Consider the following 16,100-nt stretch of genomic DNA (forward strand, 5'->3'; position numbering starts at 1 on the left):
CCGCGCTTCGGCTTGCGCGCACGCGCCTCCCTGAGATCAACCGTATACGTCCTTCTGTCAAACATTTACGAAGTCTGAGCGAGATATTGCGGTCACTTGTTCGTGGTGGTTGAGTGTGCGGCGCCCCACATCGCACCGGCGATGAGGGCGCCTTCCACGTTCATGCCCGAAGGGGACCACCCATGAGAAGAGCTCGGTTCCGCCGCACGCGCCGCGCCGGCGCGGTCACCCTCGCCTCCGTGCTCACGCTGACCGCACTCGCCGCCTGCGGCACGAGCAGCAGCGACGACGACGGCGACAACGGCTCCGGCAACAGTGCGAAAGCCGACCCCGCCGCACCGCTGGACCCGAAGACCAAGGTGTCCATCACCATCGACTGCATGCCCCCCGCGGCGAAGGCGGCCGAGCTCAAGCAGTGGAACGAGGACGTCAAGGAGTTCAACAAGAAGTACCCGAACGTCACCATCAACGGCCGCTCCACACCGGGCCAGTGTCTGGAACCGCCGCGCTTCACCGCGATGCTCAAGGCGAAGTCCCAACCCGACGTCTTCTACACGTACTTCACCGATCTTCCCCAGGTCCTCGACAACGACGGCGCCCAGGACATCACCGCGTACGTCAACGACAAGAGCGTCCCGCTGCTCAAGGACATCGACCCCGACGTCCTCAGCTCCCTGAAGAAGGACGGGAAGCTCTACGGCCTGCCCACCAGCAACTACCGCATGGGCCTGCTCATCAACCGCAAGCTCTTCACCGAGGCCGGCCTCGACCCGGACACCCCGCCGACGACGTGGGAGGAAGTCCGCACCGCGGCCAAGAAGATCGCGGACCTCGGCGGCGGTGTCGCCGGATTCGGCGAGTACAGCGCGGCCAACACCGGTGGCTGGCACTTCACCGCGCAGATGTACAGCCTCGGGGGCGACGTCGTCGACGCCAGTGGCAAGAAGGCCGCCTTCAACGACGCGACCGGCAAGCAGGTGGCCGAGAACCTCCACGCCATGCGCTGGGACGACGACTCCATGGGCAAGACCCAACTGCTCAAGTGGGGCGACCTCCAGAAGCAGATCGCCACCGACAAGCTGGGCATGTTCCTCGCCGCGCCCGACGACGTCACGTACATGGTCCAGCAACTCGGCGCCAAGTACGAGAACTTCGGCATGGGGCCGATCCCGGGCGGCGAGAACACACTCGCCGGCGGCAACAACTACATGATCAAGCAGGGGATTTCCGCCGACAAGGTCAAGGCTTCCATCGCCTGGCTGAACTTCAAGTTCACCACGGTCGGCAAGGGCCAGTACGACTGGAAGCGGTCCAAGGCCGACGCCCTGCCCGTGGGGCTCCCGCAGCCGAACCTGTGGCTGAACGGCTCCAAGACCAAGGACGACGCCGCCCGCAAGGAGTTCGCCACCATGCCGGTGGAGAACTTCAAGGCCTTCACCGACAACCCGGTCCCGGGCAAGGCCGAACCGCCCAAGGCCCAGGAGATCTACAAGGTCCTCGACAACGTCATGTCGGGCATCCTCACCAACAAGGACGCCGACATCGACAAGCTCCTGTCCACCGCCGAGTCCCAGGTCAACAAGGTCCTCGCCACCCAGTGACCACGCGGCGGCCGGGCGGTGTCACCGCCGTCCGGCCCGCCCGCGCGCCGCCGTCCACCGGCGGCGCGGGCGAGAGCCCACCTCCCACGGCATGTGCCCGGACCCGACCCGTCCGGCGGCACCGCAGTACGTCAAGGAGCGACCATGTCGGCCCCCATCCTCACCAAGGACCCGGTGGTCAAGGACCGCCGTCCCCGCAGGCCCCGCGCCGGTGCCCCGCACCTCCCGGGCGGCGAGTTCGGCAAGAACCTGCGCCGCAACATCACCGCCCACGGCTTCCTCATCGGCGCGGTGCTCTGCTTCGCCTTCTTCTCCTGGTATCCGATCGTCCGGGAGTTCCTCCTCGCCTTCCAGAAGACCGAGGACGGCCGCGTCAGCTGGGTGGGCTGGGACAACTTCGTCACCGTCTGGAACGACCCGGCCTTCGGCCAGGCCTGGCGCAACACCCTCTGGTTCACCGTGCTGGCGCTGATCCTCGGCTTCGTCGTACCGTTCGTCACCGCCCTGATCATCAATGAATTCCGGCACGGCCAGGGCTACTTGAGGCTGCTGGTCTACCTGCCGGTGATGCTCCCGCCGACCGCGTCGGTCCTGCTCTTCAAGTACCTGTACGACCCCGGGTACGGCATGTTCAACGAGATACTCGGCGTCTTCGGCGTCCCCGCCCAGCAATGGCTCCAGGACCCCGACACCGCGATGCTCTCCGTGGTCGTCGCCTCGACCTGGATGAACATGGGCGGCGCGACACTGATCTACCTCGCCGCCCTCCAGAGCGTGCCCGGTGAGCTGTACGAGGCCGCCGAACTGGACGGCGCCGGACTACTCCGCAAGGTGTGGCACGTCACCGTTCCGCAGACCAGGCTCATCCTGCTGCTGATGCTCCTCATGCAGATCATCGCCACCATGCAGGTCTTCATCGAGCCGTTCCTGCTCACCGGCGGCGCCGGACCCGAAGGGTCCACCACCACCATCGTGTACCTGATCTACCAGTACGCCTTCAACTTCAACAACTACGGCGCCGCGGCGGCGCTCGGCCTGCTCCTGCTCGTGCTGCTGGCCGGCTTCTCGGCCGCGTACACCCGACTCAACCGCGCCGAGCAGGACTAGGGGACCGGGGGAGACACGGACATGTCCACTCGCACACTCATCTCACCCGCCCAACTGGCCCGCCCGCGCGGCAAGGTCCTGTACTGGGTGTGCTTCGCCCTCGTCGTCGTCCTGTTCACGCTGGCCTTCCTCGGCCCGCTGTACTGGATGGTGTCCGGCGGACTCAAGACCACCCAGGAAGCCGTCCAGACCCCGCCCACCTGGGTGCCGGGCTCCGTCCATCCCGAGAACTACCAGCGTGCCTGGGAGGTCATGGACCTGGCCAAACTCCTGATGAACACCCTCTACTACGCCTTCGGCGCGCTCGCCTTCCAACTGGTGCTCGACGTCGCCGCCGCCTACTCGCTCTCCAAACTGCGGCCCGTACTCGGCAAGGCGATCCTCGGACTGATGCTCGCCACCCTGATGATCCCGGCGACCGTCCTCGTCGTACCGCAGTACCTCACCGTGCTGGACGTGCCGATCGTCGAACGCAACCTGCTCAACTCGCCCTGGGCGATCTGGCTTCCCTCGGTCACCAACGCATTCAACATCTTCCTGCTCAAGCGGTTCTTCGACTCGATACCCAAGGAACTGCTCGACGCGGCGGCGATGGACGGCGCCGGCTCCCTGCGCGTCCTGTGGTCCATCGTGCTGCCGGTCTCCCGGCCCATCCTCGGTGTGGTGTCCATCTTCGCCGTCGTCGGCGTATGGAAGGACTTCCTCTGGCCGATGCTGGTCCTGCCGGATCCGTCGAAGCAGACGCTCGCCGTCGGCATCTACTCGCTCGCCACCAGCGTGCCCGAGAACGTGCTGATCGCCTCGCTGACCATCGCGTCCCTGCCCACGCTCCTCCTCTTCCTCGCCTTCCAGCGCAACATCATGAGCGGACTGACGGCGGGCGGCCTCAAGGGCTGACCGAGCACCCGCAGTCCGGCACCACCCGCGCGGCCCGGGCACCACCCGCAGCGAACACCACGCAGGTGCCCCCACCGATCCTCCGTCGCCGCCCCGTTCCCGACGCCTCGCTGTCCGGGGCGGCGGCGGAGACCACCCCTGCCCCGAAAGGACCGACACGTGGCAGCCCCTCAGCCCGGTACGACCCCCGGCCACACCGACGACTGGTGGCGCGGTGCCGCCATCTACCAGGTGTACCCGCGCAGCTTCGCCGACGGCGACGGCGACGGCACCGGGGACCTCGCGGGCGTGCGGTCGAGATTGCCCTACCTCGCCGAACTGGGCGTCGACGCCATCTGGTTCACCCCCTGGTACCTGTCCCCGCTCGCCGACGGGGGCTACGACGTCGCCGACTACCGCACCATCGACCCCGCCTTCGGCGACCTCGACGAGGCCGAGCGACTGATCACCGAGGCCCGCGAGCTGGGCATCCGCACCATCGTGGACATCGTGCCCAACCACGTCTCCGACCAGCACCCCTGGTTCCGGGCCGCGCTCGCCGCCGGACCGGGCAGCCCCGAGCGCAAGCTCTTCCACTTCCGTCCGGGCCGTGGCGAGCACGGCGAACTCCCGCCCAACGACTGGCCGTCACAGTTCTCCGGACGGACCTGGACGCGGGTCGAGGACGGCGAGTGGTACCTGCACCTGTTCACGCCGGAGCAGCCCGATCTCAACTGGGCCCACCCCGCCGTGCGGGAGGAACACGAAGAGGTGCTGCGGTTCTGGTTCGAGCGCGGGGTGGCGGGCGTACGCATCGACTCCGCGGCTCTGCCCGCCAAGGACCCCGACCTGCCCGACTTCGTGGAGGGGCGTGACCCCCACCCGTACATCGACCGGGACGACCTGCACGAGATCTACCGCTCCTGGCGGCGGATCGCCGACGAGTACGACGGCGTCTTCGTCGGCGAGGTGTGGCTGCCCGACTCCGAACGATTCGCCCGCTACCTGCGCCCCGACGAACTGCACACCGCGTTCAACTTCTCCTTCCTGTCGTGCCCGTGGGAGGCGGCCCGGCTGCGCGCGGCCATCGACGACACCCTCGCCGAACACGCCCCGGTCGGTGCGCCGGCCACCTGGGTGCTGTGCAATCACGACGTGACCCGTACGGTCACCCGTTACGGGCGGCAGGACACCGGTTTCGACTTCGCCACCAAGGCCTTCGGCACCCCGGCCGACCTGGAGCTCGGCACCCGCCGGGCGCGTGCCGCCGCCCTGCTCACCCTCGCCCTGCCCGGCTCCGTCTACATCTACCAGGGCGAGGAACTGGGCCTGCCCGAAGCGGAGATACCCCGGGATCGCATCCAGGATCCGATGCACTTCCGCTCCGGCGGCACCGACCCGGGCCGTGATGGCTGTCGTGTCCCGCTGCCGTGGACGGCCGACGCCCCGTACGCCGGTTTCGGCTCACGCACCGAACCCTGGCTCCCGCAGCCCGACGGCTGGCCCGACCACGCCGCCGACCGCCAGGCCGACGAGCCCGACTCCATGCTCAACCTCTACCGCGCCGCACTCGGTCTGCGTCGCGCCGACCCGGCCCTGGGGGACGGACCACTGCAGTGGCTGCCCTCCTCCGACGGTGTCCTCACCTTCCGCCGCTCGCCGGACCTGATCTGCGTCGCGAATTTGGCCGACACTCCGGCCGACCTGCCGGACCATACGGAGATCCTGCTCTCCAGCGGCCCACTGGACACCGACGGCAGGCTGCCCTCCGACACGGCGGTGTGGCTGCGCACATGAGGGCACCGGAACGTGGCAGGCGCCACGCAGGGCTTCCCCGACGCCCTGTAACGGTCGGTCAGAAGTGGGTGGTGACGCCGAAGACCCGTCGGAGCTGAGCCATGTCATGGCGGTCGTGGTCGGCCGGCTCGTAGCCCTGATGGAAGTAGACCTGCTGCTCGGCCGAGAGACAGGGGACGGTGGTCCCCCGGATCGCGCCGCTGACGAAGCACGGGGCGGGATAGACGAACGGGCGGTGCGGGTCCGGGGAGGCCTGCACCGCGGACCCGTCCGCCGCGAAGACCAACGGGTGCAGATCGATCTCGCGACCGCGCGGGTCCGTGACCACGAACCGCACGGGACGCCAGTCGAGCGTCTCCACGAACCCGGCCTCCGCGAGAGCCGCCACGACGGCCTGCTCCTGGTCCTCCCGATGCATCAGGTCCAGGTCACGGTGCCGACGCGTCTGCTCCCCGACCAGAATGTCGATGCCCCACCCGCCGCCCACCCAGACCTCGACATCCGCGGCACGCAACAGGGCGAGAACGGACAGTACGTCAGCGGCGGTCATCACACGGGCACGGTAGCGGCCCGGCGACCGGGCGGGCGAGCGCATTCGTGGTGGCGACGGGCCGGGATCGGCCGGGCCGTACCGGGCCGGTCAGGTCTGCTTCTCCATGCTGATGGCCTTGCGGAGTTCCTCGCTCGCGGCTCCCGGTTCCTCCCGTCGGATCTCCAGCAACGCGGCGGCGATGGCGTCGAGTTTGCGCTGGATGGCGTGCTCGGCGCGCCGTTCGGAGTTCTTCAGCAGGGCCAGGAGCAGTAGTGACACGGCGGACATCGCCTCGCCCACCACCAGCAGCCACTGCGTGGGCAGCTTCAGCGCGTGCGCGGTGATCGCGCCCGCGACCAGAACGAGGCACACGCCGAAGAAGCCGGGGGAACTGGTGAAGTTCGAGGCGTGTTCCGCCAGCCGCGTGAACCGGCCCGGTCGGTCGCCGTCACGATCGGCGGGGTGCTGAGGTGCCATGCGATCGCCGGCCGTTCTCATGAGGCCGGCCGGTCGGCGGGCGCGCCCAGGGACCAGCCGGACACATCTGCGAGCCGTCCGCGCCACAGGGGAGCCGTCGTGGTCCCCGGCACGGACAGGAACGTGACGTCGACCAGGTGGATGAACGAGTGCAGTCCGTCGCCGGTATCCGGCCCCGTCTGTTTCAAGGCGGACCGGACGGTGTGCGCCAGATGCGCCATGTGGTCGGCGCGGTCCTGCGCTCCGGTGGCCGCCGACACCGTGGTCTCCCAACGGTCGGCCCACATGCGGGACCCCACCAGACTGCCTGCGACGATCCCGCCGGGCGTGGTCAGACAGATCGTCAGGCTGGCCTCGGGCTGGGCGTCGATCAGCCGCAGCAGGATCTCCAGATACGCGTCGACCGCCGGTGGAGCGGCGCCGTGTTCACTCACCACAAGTCCTATCTGCTGGTTCGGGTGAGATACGTGTGCCCGTTCACGGCCCCAGTATGTGACCGGCAGTGTCCTGGGCTGTCTGAAAAGCCTCGCTCCGCACAACGGGTTGGATTTGAGGCACGCGGTTCTCTGATGATTACCGTCGAGGGGGATGGGCACTCGGGGCGAGAAGAATTCAAGAAAATATCGGTCGAGGCAATTAATTCGACCGTCAAGCAATTGACGAAGGAGATGTTTTTGTGAGTGCGGACATGTGGGGCTATCTGCCCACCACCGGCTACACCGCCGGCAGCAGCCTGATCGGTTACAAGGTCGAGGCGACGGACGGGAGCATCGGCAAGGTCGACAAGCACTCCGACGACGTCGGGGCGTCCCACCTCGTGGTCGACACAGGGGTGTGGATCTTCGGCAAGCACGTCCTGATCCCCGCCGGCCTCGTCAGCGGCATCGACACGGCCGCGGAGAAGATCTACGTCGACCGGACCAAGGAGCAGATCAAGAACGCTCCCGAGTTCGACAAGGACAAGCACACCGGGGACGCGGGCTACCACGAGGAGCTCGGCGGCTACTACGGCGGCCACCGGGCGTAGCACCTGGCTGCCCGAACGGCCATCTCCGGCTATCGCCGGCAGAGGTTGCCGGCGATGGCCAGCAGGAGGTGCAGGTTGGCGATGCCGCTGACCGGGACGGTCGACCACGGAGCGGACGCGCCGGACCTCATGACGTGGACGTTGCCTCCTCTTACGAGGATCTCCTGGATCTCGCTCCAGGGGAGACGACCCTTCCCGGTGGCGGCCATGCCCGCACGGGAGAGTGAGAGGGCGCCGAAGTCGACTGCCCCGCCCTCCTGGATCGTGTCCAGGGCCGTCTGGCCCTGGGCGCGCAGCACGGCATCCTGCATCCAGGGGCCCCAGGTCTCGGGCTTCTCGTAGAACTCCGTGATCTCCGCGCCGCCGAAGCCCGTGGCGGTCACGGAGTAGACGTACTTGATGGGGGTGGGGGCACCATCGACGAACAGCTGGGTGATGTCCTGGCGGAGTTTGACGGAGTCCCAGCGAAAGGCGGTCATGCCTTCTCCGAGCCGCGGTTGCACGATCAATCCGTGCTCGAAGAGATAGAGGCGCTTGGCCGCCTGCTTTCTGCTGAAGTTCGGGAAGCGGCGCAGCCACCAGAAATAGAGCAGACCGGGCACCAGGAAGAACGCCGAGAATGTGACGAGCACATTGAGGTAGATGACGAACATCGGTATCCCGAGACGCTTGGGAGCGAACGCGCCCTCGAGCGGCCCGAGTTGATGACGGGCGGCCAGAGCGGCGACCTCGGACGGCGGTGACGGCGGTGACGGCGGTGTGGTCATGGGCCTCTGCTTCGGATGGGCGTGACGGAGGTCGGGCAGCTGAGGCCGCGGAGCCCGATTCCCCCGGGACGCCGCGGCGAGAACGACGTTAGGGCGGGGCAATGCATTCCACCAGCGACTGGATTGCATGGAACCCATGCATCTGAGGAATGTGTTGGGGGAAGATGGTGACGACCGCGGGAGCATCCTGGAGACGGGACGGGCATGTTCGAGATCGACGCGCTGCGGCTGCTCGTGGCCGTGGCCGAGACCGGATCGTTCACGAAGGCGGCCGCCCGGCTCAACTACACCCAGTCCGCGGTGTCCCGACGCATCGCCGCGCTCGAACAGCAGGCAGGCGGCCTGCTGTTCGAGCGACTGGCTCGGGGCGTACGGCTCAATCCCGCCGGCCGTACGCTGCACCGGCACGCCATGGAGGTGCTCGACAGGCTGTCGCGGGCGGAGCGGGAGCTGGCCGTGCTGCACGCGGGGCACGGCGGGCTGCTGCACCTGGGCGCGTTCGCCACCGCCAACATCTCGCTGGTGCCCACCGCCCTGCGGGCTCTCCAGGAGGCCCGGCCTGATGTCGAGGTCGTCGCGGTCGAGGGCTGGACCGACACGCTGATGGAGCGCCTCGCGGACGGGGCACTGGACCTGGCCGTCGTCAGCGACTATCCGTCAGGTCTGCCGCCGGCCGACGGGGTCACGACGACCGTGCTGTGCGAGGACGAACTGTTCGTCGCTCTGCCGCGCGGGCACCGCCTGGCCGGAGCGGCGACGGTCGACCTGTGTGAACTGCGCGACGAGGCATGGCTTCACAGCGCGTACGGAGACCGCCCCACCATGCTCGCCGACGCCTGCGCACGGGCCGGCTTCACCCCAAGGAAGATCATCCGGATCGCGGAGTGGACCGGGAAGTTCGGCTACGCGGCCGCCGGGCTGGGAGTGGCACTGGTCCCTTCGCTGGCCGCCCGGGCGGTCCCCGACGGACTCGTCCTGCGCCGCCTCACCGACCCGGCCCTGCGCCGGACCGTACAGGTCGCACTGCCCGCCGACCCCATCCCGGCGGCATTGAAACTGCGGGACCTGCTGCGAGACGCCGCCGACTGAACCGTTCCCGGGGAGGGGGTTCCTGATCGTCAGTCCTGGCGCGGCATCGCGGCGGTCTGACTCAGCGTCTACTCGGCTGCGGTCAGGGGTAGTTCGAGGCGGGACCCGTGGAAGCGTTCGCGCAGGAGCCTGTCGTGCGTCACTACGATCAGCGTGCCGGTGTAGCGGGCGAGGGCTGCCTCGATCTCTTCGACCAGCGCGGGAGCCAGGTGGTTCGTCGGCTCGTCGAGCAGGAGCAGATCGAGTGGACCGGCCGTCACGAGCCGGGCCAGTTCGAGCTTGCGGCGCTGCCCGACGGACAGGTTCCGTACGGGAACAGCGAGGTCGGCGGCGTGGAACAGGCCGAGCGCGAGGAGGGCCTCGGCGTGCTCGTCGGGGTGCCCCGTCCTGCCGGCCGCGAATGCCGCGAGCAGTGTTCGGGCGTCGAAGGCGTCGTCGGGCGCGCTCTGTTGACGCAGGAATCCGACCCGGCGCGGTCGGCGCACGAGACCGACGTCGGGCGTCAGTTCACCTGCCAGCAGCTGGAGCAGGGTGGTTTTGCCGGCGCCGTTGGGGCCGGAGACGAGGAGTCGGTCGCCCGTGGCGAGTTTCAGGGCCGGAACGTACAACCGCCCTTCGGCCAGGACGCCTTCCAGGTGCACTGCCGTTGGTGGTTCCTCTGCGGTCGGCGTCGGCGTCGGCGTCGGCGTCGGCGTTGGTGTCGGTGTCGGCGGCGTCGGCGTGCCTTCGACGCGGCCGGTGAACCGCAGTGGCTGCGGAGGCGGCGGCACGGGATGCTCGATCAGCCGTTGCAACCGCTCGCGTGCGTTGCGGATGCGGCTCTGGGCGCCGTGTGTCCGTGAGCGTGCCCGGAAGGCGCCGGCGCCGCTGAACGCCCGCGGCGACTTACGGGGGATCTCGGCCAGCATGCCGATACCGGAGTCGGCGAGGTGTTCCTGTCGGGCGACCTCGTTGCGCCACTGCTCGTGATCCCACGCCCACCGGGCCCGGGCCGCCGCCTTGGCGGCGAGAAAGCCGGCGTATCCGTTGCCGTAACGCCGTACCGTGCGCTGATCGGGGTTCACTTCCAGGATGGTGTCGGTGACGCGTTCCAGGAACGCCCGGTCGTGCGTGGCCACGACGACCGTGCCCCGATGACGGTGCAGATGCCCTTCGAGCCAGGCCACGGCCTCGTCGTCCAGATCGTTGGTCGGCTCGTCGAGCAGCAGCAGTTCGGGGGCCAGGGCCAGGGTGGCGGCCAGCGCGAGCCGGGAGCGCTGCCCTCCGGAGAGGGTGCTCAGCGCACGCTCCCGGTCCAGTGGTGCGTGCTCGCCGAGCCGTCGCAGGCTCACCTCGACCCGGCGATCCGCTCCGTGCCCGCCCCGCGCGTCGAACTCGGCCACCAGTGCCGCGTAGTGCTCCAACTCGGCGGTGCCGGCCGCGCCCAGTGCGGCCTCGGCGGCACGAATACGGTGCTCCAGGGCGCGTAGTTCGCCCAGTACGTGGTCCACGGCATCGCCCACGCGCGCGGAGGCGGGCAGATCGAGAGTCTGGCGGAGGTGGCCGATCCCGCCCGGTGCGACGACGGTCAGGCTGCCGTTGTCGACCGGCTCCTGTCCTGCCAGCAGCCGCAGGAGCGTGGATTTCCCGGAGCCGTTGTCGCCGACGATCCCGACCTTTTCGCCCGGCCGGACAGTGAGGGACACCCGGTCCAGCACCATGCGGTCGCCGTAGCGCTTGGTCACCTCGGCGAGAGCGATCTGGGACGTGTTGAGCGGGGAAGCGGTGAGAGGAGAAGCGGTGACGGTGGTGTCGACGGAAGCACAGTGCAAGTGCGGTCCTTTGCTCGGTGAACAGGGTCGTGCGGTCGGCAGCTGTAGCCCCGAATGCCGGCCGATGAATGAGAAACTAGACGATACGGTCCGTCTCGTCAAGCTCTTTGGGGGTGCCGCGCCTGGCGTCGAGGTGCGGCCGCGCGCGCTGCCGTGCCCGGCGTCGAAGTGCACCGGCGTGTGCGCTTGAGGTGCTCCGCGGCCCGCCGGAGCCCGCTGCGGGAGGGTGGTGCGGGAGGGTGGTGCAAGGGTATAGAAACTGACGACTCGTCAGGTTACGCTCCGCGCATGATTTCCACGGTGGTCTGGGGAACCGGAAATGTCGGCCGTGCGGCGATCCGTGCGGTCGACGCGCATCCGGCGCTCGATCTCACGGCGGTACTGGTTCACAGTCCCGGGAAGGTCGGCCGTGACGCGGGTGAACTCGCGGGTCTGGACCGGGTTCTGGGTGTCGCGGCGACGGACGATGTCGCCGCGGTGCTGGCAGCGGGGCCGGGGGCGGTGGTGTACGCGGCGTCGGGTGACATCCGCCCCGACGAGGCACTGGCCGACATCGGCACGGCGATCCGGGCGGGTGCGGTGGTCGTCACTCCGTCGTTGTATCCGCTCTACGACCAGCGCAACGCCCCGCCCGAGTTCCGCGACCCCGTGCTCGCGGCGATCGCGGACGGTGGCGGGTCGCTGTTCGTGTCCGGTGTCGACCCGGGCTGGGGCAATGACGTACTGCCCCTGCTGATGAGCGGACTCGGCACGGTCGTGGACGCCGTCCGCTGTCAGGAGATCTTCGACTACTCCACGTACGAGCAGGAGGAGTCGGTCAGGCATCTGATCGGCATGGGTCACCCCATGGACTACCAGCCGCTGATGCTCGCGCCGTCGATCCCGACCATGGTGTGGGGCGGCCAGATACGGCTGATGGCCAGGGCCCTCGGCGTCGAACTCGACGAGATCCGCGAGACCTTGCAGCGCCGCGCGCTCGACACCACCGTGAGCACCCGGACCATGGGTGACTTCGAGGCCGGCACCCAGGGCGCCGTGCGCTTCGAGGTGCAGGGCATCGTCAAGGGTGAACCCCGCCTGGTCATCGAGCACATCACCCGCATCCACCCGAGCTGCGCCCCCGACTGGCCGTCACCGCCCAACGGCGACGGAGCACACCGCGTGATCATCGAGGGCCGCCCGCGCATCGAGGTCACCGTGGAGGCCACCGACGAGGGCGACAACCGCTCCGCCGGCGGGAACGCCACCGCCGTCGGCCGGCTCGTCGGAGCCATCGACTGGCTCGTGGACGCGGAGCCCGGTCTGTACGACGCCCTCGACGTGCCGCTGCGCCCGGCGGTCGGCAGACTCGGCGCGCCCGGACCGCTCGAAGCACCCACGCCGCTCGAAGCACCCACGTCGCTCGAAGCGTCCGCACCGCTCGAAGCGCCCGCGCCGCTCGGAGCGCCCGCGCCGCTCGGAGCGCCCGCGCCGCTCGGAGCGCCCGCGCCGCTCGGAGCGCCCGCGCCGCTCGGAGCGCCCGCGCCGCTCGGAGCGCCCGGAACCAAGTGACAACCAAGTGACATCGACGCCGACAGGCCCTTGTCGGCACCCCAAGGACGCGCCTGCGGCCCCGGCCGAGGCCGGGAACGTGGACGAAGGAGTCCCGGATGAACGTCGACATCCCCGAGGGCAAGCACCCGATCGAGTACGTGTGGGGCGACATGGTCCCCGGCATCGGGCCCGCCGCCGCGAACTTCTCACTGGCCGTCTACGCCCACACGACCCTGGGACTGCGCGAGTTCGAGGCCGCCCGGCTTCGGATCGCGCAGATCAACGGCTGCCTCTTCTGCCTCGACTGGCGGACCGAGCGGGACGGCCACAAGGTCGAGGACGACTTCCCCGACGCCGTCGAGCACTGGCGCACGACCGACGCCTTCGACGACCGCACCCGCCTGGCCGCCGAATACGCCGACCGCTACGCACTGGACCACCACGGCCTCGACGAGGAGTTCTGGGGCCGGATGACCACGCACTACAGCCAGACCGAGATCGTCGAACTGACCATGAGCCTCGGCTCCTGGCTCGCCTTCGGACGGCTCAACCGTGTCCTGGGTCTCGACGCCATGTGCGTACTGCCGGGGCACTGAACCGGTCCGGGGCCGCCCGGCAGACCCGGGCGGCCCCGATCTCGTCCCCCTCTCGTCCCCCTGGTCTCCTTGGTCTCCTTTCGTCCGCCTTTCGTCCGCCTCTCGTCCGCCGTCCGGGACGGGGCGCGTTCGTCTCCGGGCCGTGCACGCGCACGCGCTCGGGTCGTCGCTACAGGTCCGCCGCGATGATCTTCTCGATGTTCCGTTCGGCGAGCGCCGTGATGGTGACGAACGGATTGACGCTGGTGTTGCCCGGGATCAGCGCGCCGTCGATGACGTACAGACCCGGATGTCCGTGCAGACGGCCGTAGTTGTCGGTCGCCTTGTTGAGCACCGCGCCACCCAGGGGGTGGTACGTCAGGTGGTCGCCCCAGATCTTGTAGGCGCCGAAGAGGTCGGTGCGGTAGATCGTCCCCTCCTTGGCGTTGATCTTGTCGAAAATCGTCTTGGCCATGTCGATGGACGGCTGCTTCCAGGCGGTCTGCCAGTTGAGATCGACCTTGCCCGCCGACGCGTTCCACGAGAACTGGGCGCGGTTGGGGTTCTTGGTGATCGACAGATAGAACGAGGCGAAGGTCTCGATGCCGGTGGGCAGCGGCGCCACCTCGGCGAACGCGCCGCCCGCGGCCCAGTTGTCGATGCCGGAGCACGGAATGGACGACTGCACGGCACCGGTGGGGTCCCACAGATGGTTGGCGCGGCCGCACATCACGTTGCCGTTGTCGCCCCAGCCCTTGCCCACCTCGCTGTTGAGGCCCGGCAGCGCGCCCGTTGCCTTGAGCTTGACCAGCAGCTTGCTGGTGCCGACGCTGCCGGCCGCGAAGAACACCCGGTCCGCGGTGACGGTCTTGGTGGCCGTGGTGTTGCCGCCGGTGTCGAGTTGGTCGATGACGACCGTGTAGCGGCCGCCCGTCGCCGGAGCGACCGAAGTGACCTTGTGCAGCGCTGAGATGGAGACCCGGCCGGTCGCCCTGGCCCTGGCGAGATATGTCTTCTGGAGCGACTTCTTGCCGTAGTTGTTGCCATAGAGGATCTCACCCGCGAGCGCGGACTTCGGTACGGTCCCGGCGGCCTCCTGTTCCATGTAGTCCCAGTCGTACACGTCGGGCACGAAGACGAAGGGGAAGCCAGAACGCTGGGCGTGCTTACGGCCGACGCGGGCGTACTGGTAGCAGTCGGCGGTCTCGAACCATGTCGGGTCGACCGTGCCGACCCCGAGACCGGAGTTGGCCCGCGGGTAGTAGACGGAGTACATCTCGTCGGCGTTGACCGACGGGAGGACGGCGCCGAAGTTCTCCCGCCTCGGAGTGACCGCCATCCCTCCGTTGACCAGTGAGCCGCCGCCCACGCCGCGGCCCTGGTAGACGATGATGCCGCCCATCTCCTCGGCGTCCAGGATCCCGGTGTAGCGAGGGACGTCCTTGTCGATGGGGAAGCCGAGGAAGTTGCTGAGCGGCTGCTTCGTCCTGGTGCGCAGCCAGTAGGAGCGGTAGTCGGGGCTCGTCGTGTTGGCGAAGATCTTGCCGTCCGACCCGGGGGTGTCCCAGGCCATGCCCATCTCGATCATGTGGACGTCGACACCGGCCTCGGCCAGGCGCAGAGCGGCCACGGAACCGCCGTATCCGGTGCCGATCACGAGGGCGGGTACATGCGCCCCCGGCTCGATTGCGGCGGCTGCGGCTGTCGTGGCGGCATGCGCCGGCAGTACCTGGCCGGCGAGCGCCGCCGACCCAAGAAGAGAACCAGTTCCAGTGATGAATCTCCGACGAGATACGCCTCTAAGGCGCGTCCCACGTGGGGAATCGTCGTTCATGCGCGGCTCCTCACTCTCCATAGAGTGAAACGGGTTCTAATGCCACCCTCATAAGAAGTCACGCCATACCCTGAGGTAACTTTCAAACGATCACAAATTGGGCATCACGTACACCACGAGACAACAGGACATGACTGGAACACGCGTTGACACGGGGCGCCGCGCTGACCCCCGCAGACGGACAAAGCGCCGCCTGCCGGTCGAGCGGGCCGACGTGGGTGCCGAGCCCTCGCTTGATGCGTTGTCGCTGGTGGGTGCAATGATCGCCGTTGCCGGCGTGGGCACGCTGGTTTCAAGACTCGGGGATGGTTCATATGGACACGTGGCAGGAGCTTTCAGCGTTGGTGGAGGAGCGGCTGAAGGCCATGTCGCGCGGGGAACGCGGCGTGTTTGCTGCTGGTGTCGCGGAACGGCTCATGAGCTGGCACGAGGGACTGCCCACGGACGAGCAGGCGCCGTTCACCGTGGGCCTTCGTCCTTTGTTGAACTCCGTGTGGGAGGGCGTTCTCGGTGACTCGACGGCTTTCTCGGTCGTGAAGCACCGTGTCGCCGAGTACATGCTCAGCGAGTACTGCCACAACGACGGCCAGGACGGGCCCGATGACGCAGACGAGTCTGCCGCAGCGGCGACGTTGTATGCCGCGCATGCCTATCTGTTCGGCTGCCACGACTTCGCCAACTGGGCTGGTCGCCGGGCGGTGGAGGCCGTTGATCAACACCTTGAGTTCCTGGCCGAGCAGGAGGAAGACGAGCTCGTCCCTGATTCGGACGAAGCGCTGACCTCTGAGTTGCAGCGGCAGTTGCGGGACCTCGACCTCATCGCGAACTACTCGAAGGATCTTCGCTACTCCAGCGTGGGACTGCCTATGGACACCTCGATCCGACTGCGCGTGGAGCTTCGAGCTCCTCTCTCCGGCCGTGAGTGAGTGTCCGCGAAGCCGGAGTGACTCGTCGTCCGCCTGGACCAGGGCCACGACCTCATCTGGCCCGTGCTGATCCGCCATCCGATCCACCAGTGGCGCCAGGGCCGGTCCCGCCCCCGCATCACGGCGTATGCCCTCGCCGGCCCCGCTA

Annotated in this window: 14 protein-coding genes and 1 pseudogene; 9 read left to right on the forward strand and 6 right to left on the reverse strand. The window is 68.5% G+C overall.

Annotated features, from left to right (window positions below):
• The first annotated feature begins 182 nt into the window (after window positions 1–182).
• The 4 genes from JEQ17_RS44100 to JEQ17_RS44115 all read left to right on the forward strand — a co-directional run bounded on the left by JEQ17_RS44100 (window position 183) and on the right by JEQ17_RS44115 (window position 5,381).
• Complete coding sequence (locus JEQ17_RS44100; RefSeq protein WP_200400524.1) at window positions 183–1,601, forward strand: ABC transporter substrate-binding protein; 1,419 nt, start codon at window positions 183–185, stop codon at window positions 1,599–1,601.
• Window positions 1,602–1,745: 144 nt separating this feature from the next.
• Entirely contained in the window at window positions 1,746–2,708 is a 963-nt protein-coding gene (locus tag JEQ17_RS44105; RefSeq protein ID WP_200400525.1) for a carbohydrate ABC transporter permease, read from the forward strand.
• Between the two features lie 21 nt (window positions 2,709–2,729).
• Window positions 2,730–3,605: a carbohydrate ABC transporter permease gene (locus tag JEQ17_RS44110; protein WP_200400527.1), complete on the forward strand. Its 876-nt coding sequence runs from the start codon at window positions 2,730–2,732 to the stop codon at window positions 3,603–3,605.
• A gap of 159 nt (window positions 3,606–3,764) precedes the next feature.
• A complete protein-coding gene (locus JEQ17_RS44115; RefSeq protein ID WP_200400529.1) occupies window positions 3,765–5,381 on the forward strand; it encodes a glycoside hydrolase family 13 protein in 1,617 nt (538 codons plus the stop codon).
• Between the two features lie 58 nt (window positions 5,382–5,439).
• On the opposite strand, the gene JEQ17_RS44120 is transcribed toward JEQ17_RS44115, so the two are convergent.
• From JEQ17_RS44120 to JEQ17_RS44130, 3 genes are all read right to left on the reverse strand, one after another.
• Window positions 5,440–5,931 carry a nucleotidyltransferase domain-containing protein gene (locus JEQ17_RS44120; protein WP_200402032.1) on the reverse strand — a complete coding sequence of 164 codons (492 nt, stop codon included), beginning with the start codon at window positions 5,929–5,931 and terminating at the stop codon, window positions 5,440–5,442.
• A gap of 90 nt (window positions 5,932–6,021) precedes the next feature.
• A complete protein-coding gene (locus JEQ17_RS44125; protein ID WP_200400531.1) occupies window positions 6,022–6,390 on the reverse strand; it encodes a low affinity iron permease family protein in 369 nt (122 codons plus the stop codon).
• A 17-nt stretch (window positions 6,391–6,407) separates the two neighbouring features.
• Window positions 6,408–6,824 carry a hypothetical protein gene (locus tag JEQ17_RS44130; RefSeq protein ID WP_200400533.1) on the reverse strand — a complete coding sequence of 139 codons (417 nt, stop codon included), beginning with the start codon at window positions 6,822–6,824 and terminating at the stop codon, window positions 6,408–6,410.
• 242 nt (window positions 6,825–7,066) lie between these two features.
• Here JEQ17_RS44130 and JEQ17_RS44135 point away from each other — a divergent pair, with 242 nt between their 5' ends.
• Window positions 7,067–7,417, forward strand: a complete 351-nt coding sequence (locus tag JEQ17_RS44135; protein ID WP_200400534.1) for a PRC-barrel domain-containing protein — start codon at window positions 7,067–7,069, stop codon at window positions 7,415–7,417.
• A gap of 29 nt (window positions 7,418–7,446) precedes the next feature.
• On the opposite strand, the gene JEQ17_RS44140 is transcribed toward JEQ17_RS44135, so the two are convergent.
• Window positions 7,447–8,184, reverse strand: a complete 738-nt coding sequence (locus tag JEQ17_RS44140; protein ID WP_200400536.1) for a DUF6585 family protein — start codon at window positions 8,182–8,184, stop codon at window positions 7,447–7,449.
• Between the two features lie 204 nt (window positions 8,185–8,388).
• On the opposite strand from JEQ17_RS44140, the gene JEQ17_RS44145 reads away from it, so the two are divergent.
• Window positions 8,389–9,273 carry a LysR family transcriptional regulator gene (locus tag JEQ17_RS44145; RefSeq protein ID WP_200400537.1) on the forward strand — a complete coding sequence of 295 codons (885 nt, stop codon included), beginning with the start codon at window positions 8,389–8,391 and terminating at the stop codon, window positions 9,271–9,273.
• A 68-nt stretch (window positions 9,274–9,341) separates the two neighbouring features.
• On the opposite strand, the gene JEQ17_RS44150 is transcribed toward JEQ17_RS44145, so the two are convergent.
• Complete coding sequence (locus JEQ17_RS44150) at window positions 9,342–10,973, reverse strand: ATP-binding cassette domain-containing protein (protein ID WP_200402033.1); 1,632 nt, start codon at window positions 10,971–10,973, stop codon at window positions 9,342–9,344.
• Between the two features lie 399 nt (window positions 10,974–11,372).
• On the opposite strand from JEQ17_RS44150, the pseudogene JEQ17_RS44155 reads away from it, so the two are divergent.
• Window positions 11,373–12,437, forward strand: a pseudogene (locus JEQ17_RS44155) (NAD(P)H-dependent amine dehydrogenase family protein); the annotation flags it as partial.
• A 296-nt stretch (window positions 12,438–12,733) separates the two neighbouring features.
• Window positions 12,734–13,213 (forward strand): carboxymuconolactone decarboxylase family protein, encoded by a 480-nt coding sequence (locus JEQ17_RS44160; RefSeq protein WP_200400538.1) that lies wholly within the window; start codon window positions 12,734–12,736, stop codon window positions 13,211–13,213.
• 169 nt (window positions 13,214–13,382) lie between these two features.
• Here JEQ17_RS44160 and JEQ17_RS44165 read toward each other — a convergent pair whose 3' ends face one another.
• Window positions 13,383–15,026, reverse strand: a complete 1,644-nt coding sequence (locus JEQ17_RS44165) for a GMC oxidoreductase (RefSeq protein ID WP_200400540.1) — start codon at window positions 15,024–15,026, stop codon at window positions 13,383–13,385.
• Between the two features lie 314 nt (window positions 15,027–15,340).
• On the opposite strand from JEQ17_RS44165, the gene JEQ17_RS44170 reads away from it, so the two are divergent.
• Entirely contained in the window at window positions 15,341–15,952 is a 612-nt protein-coding gene (locus tag JEQ17_RS44170; RefSeq protein ID WP_200400542.1) for a hypothetical protein, read from the forward strand.
• The last annotated feature ends 148 nt before the right edge of the window (window positions 15,953–16,100 follow it).

This window comes from Streptomyces liliifuscus, from assembly GCF_016598615.1.
Taxonomy (GTDB): domain Bacteria; phylum Actinomycetota; class Actinomycetes; order Streptomycetales; family Streptomycetaceae; genus Streptomyces; species Streptomyces liliifuscus.

What these genes read in the sequence shown, in the direction of transcription:
- JEQ17_RS44125 (WP_200400531.1), bottom strand. Translation starts at nt 6,390, where the DNA reads ATGGCACCTCAGCACCCCGCCGATCGTGACGGCGACCGACCGGGCCGG.
- JEQ17_RS44105 (WP_200400525.1), top strand. Translation starts at nt 1,746, where the DNA reads ATGTCGGCCCCCATCCTCACCAAGGACCCGGTGGTCAAGGACCGCCGT.
- JEQ17_RS44110 (WP_200400527.1), top strand. Translation starts at nt 2,730, where the DNA reads ATGTCCACTCGCACACTCATCTCACCCGCCCAACTGGCCCGCCCGCGC.
- JEQ17_RS44120 (WP_200402032.1), bottom strand. Translation starts at nt 5,931, where the DNA reads ATGACCGCCGCTGACGTACTGTCCGTTCTCGCCCTGTTGCGTGCCGCG.
- JEQ17_RS44165 (WP_200400540.1), bottom strand. Translation starts at nt 15,026, where the DNA reads ATGAACGACGATTCCCCACGTGGGACGCGCCTTAGAGGCGTATCTCGT.
- JEQ17_RS44140 (WP_200400536.1), bottom strand. Translation starts at nt 8,184, where the DNA reads ATGACCACACCGCCGTCACCGCCGTCACCGCCGTCCGAGGTCGCCGCT.
- JEQ17_RS44160 (WP_200400538.1), top strand. Translation starts at nt 12,734, where the DNA reads ATGAACGTCGACATCCCCGAGGGCAAGCACCCGATCGAGTACGTGTGG.
- JEQ17_RS44145 (WP_200400537.1), top strand. Translation starts at nt 8,389, where the DNA reads ATGTTCGAGATCGACGCGCTGCGGCTGCTCGTGGCCGTGGCCGAGACC.
- JEQ17_RS44150 (WP_200402033.1), bottom strand. Translation starts at nt 10,973, where the DNA reads ATGGTGCTGGACCGGGTGTCCCTCACTGTCCGGCCGGGCGAAAAGGTC.
- JEQ17_RS44170 (WP_200400542.1), top strand. Translation starts at nt 15,341, where the DNA reads ATGGACACGTGGCAGGAGCTTTCAGCGTTGGTGGAGGAGCGGCTGAAG.
- JEQ17_RS44100 (WP_200400524.1), top strand. Translation starts at nt 183, where the DNA reads ATGAGAAGAGCTCGGTTCCGCCGCACGCGCCGCGCCGGCGCGGTCACC.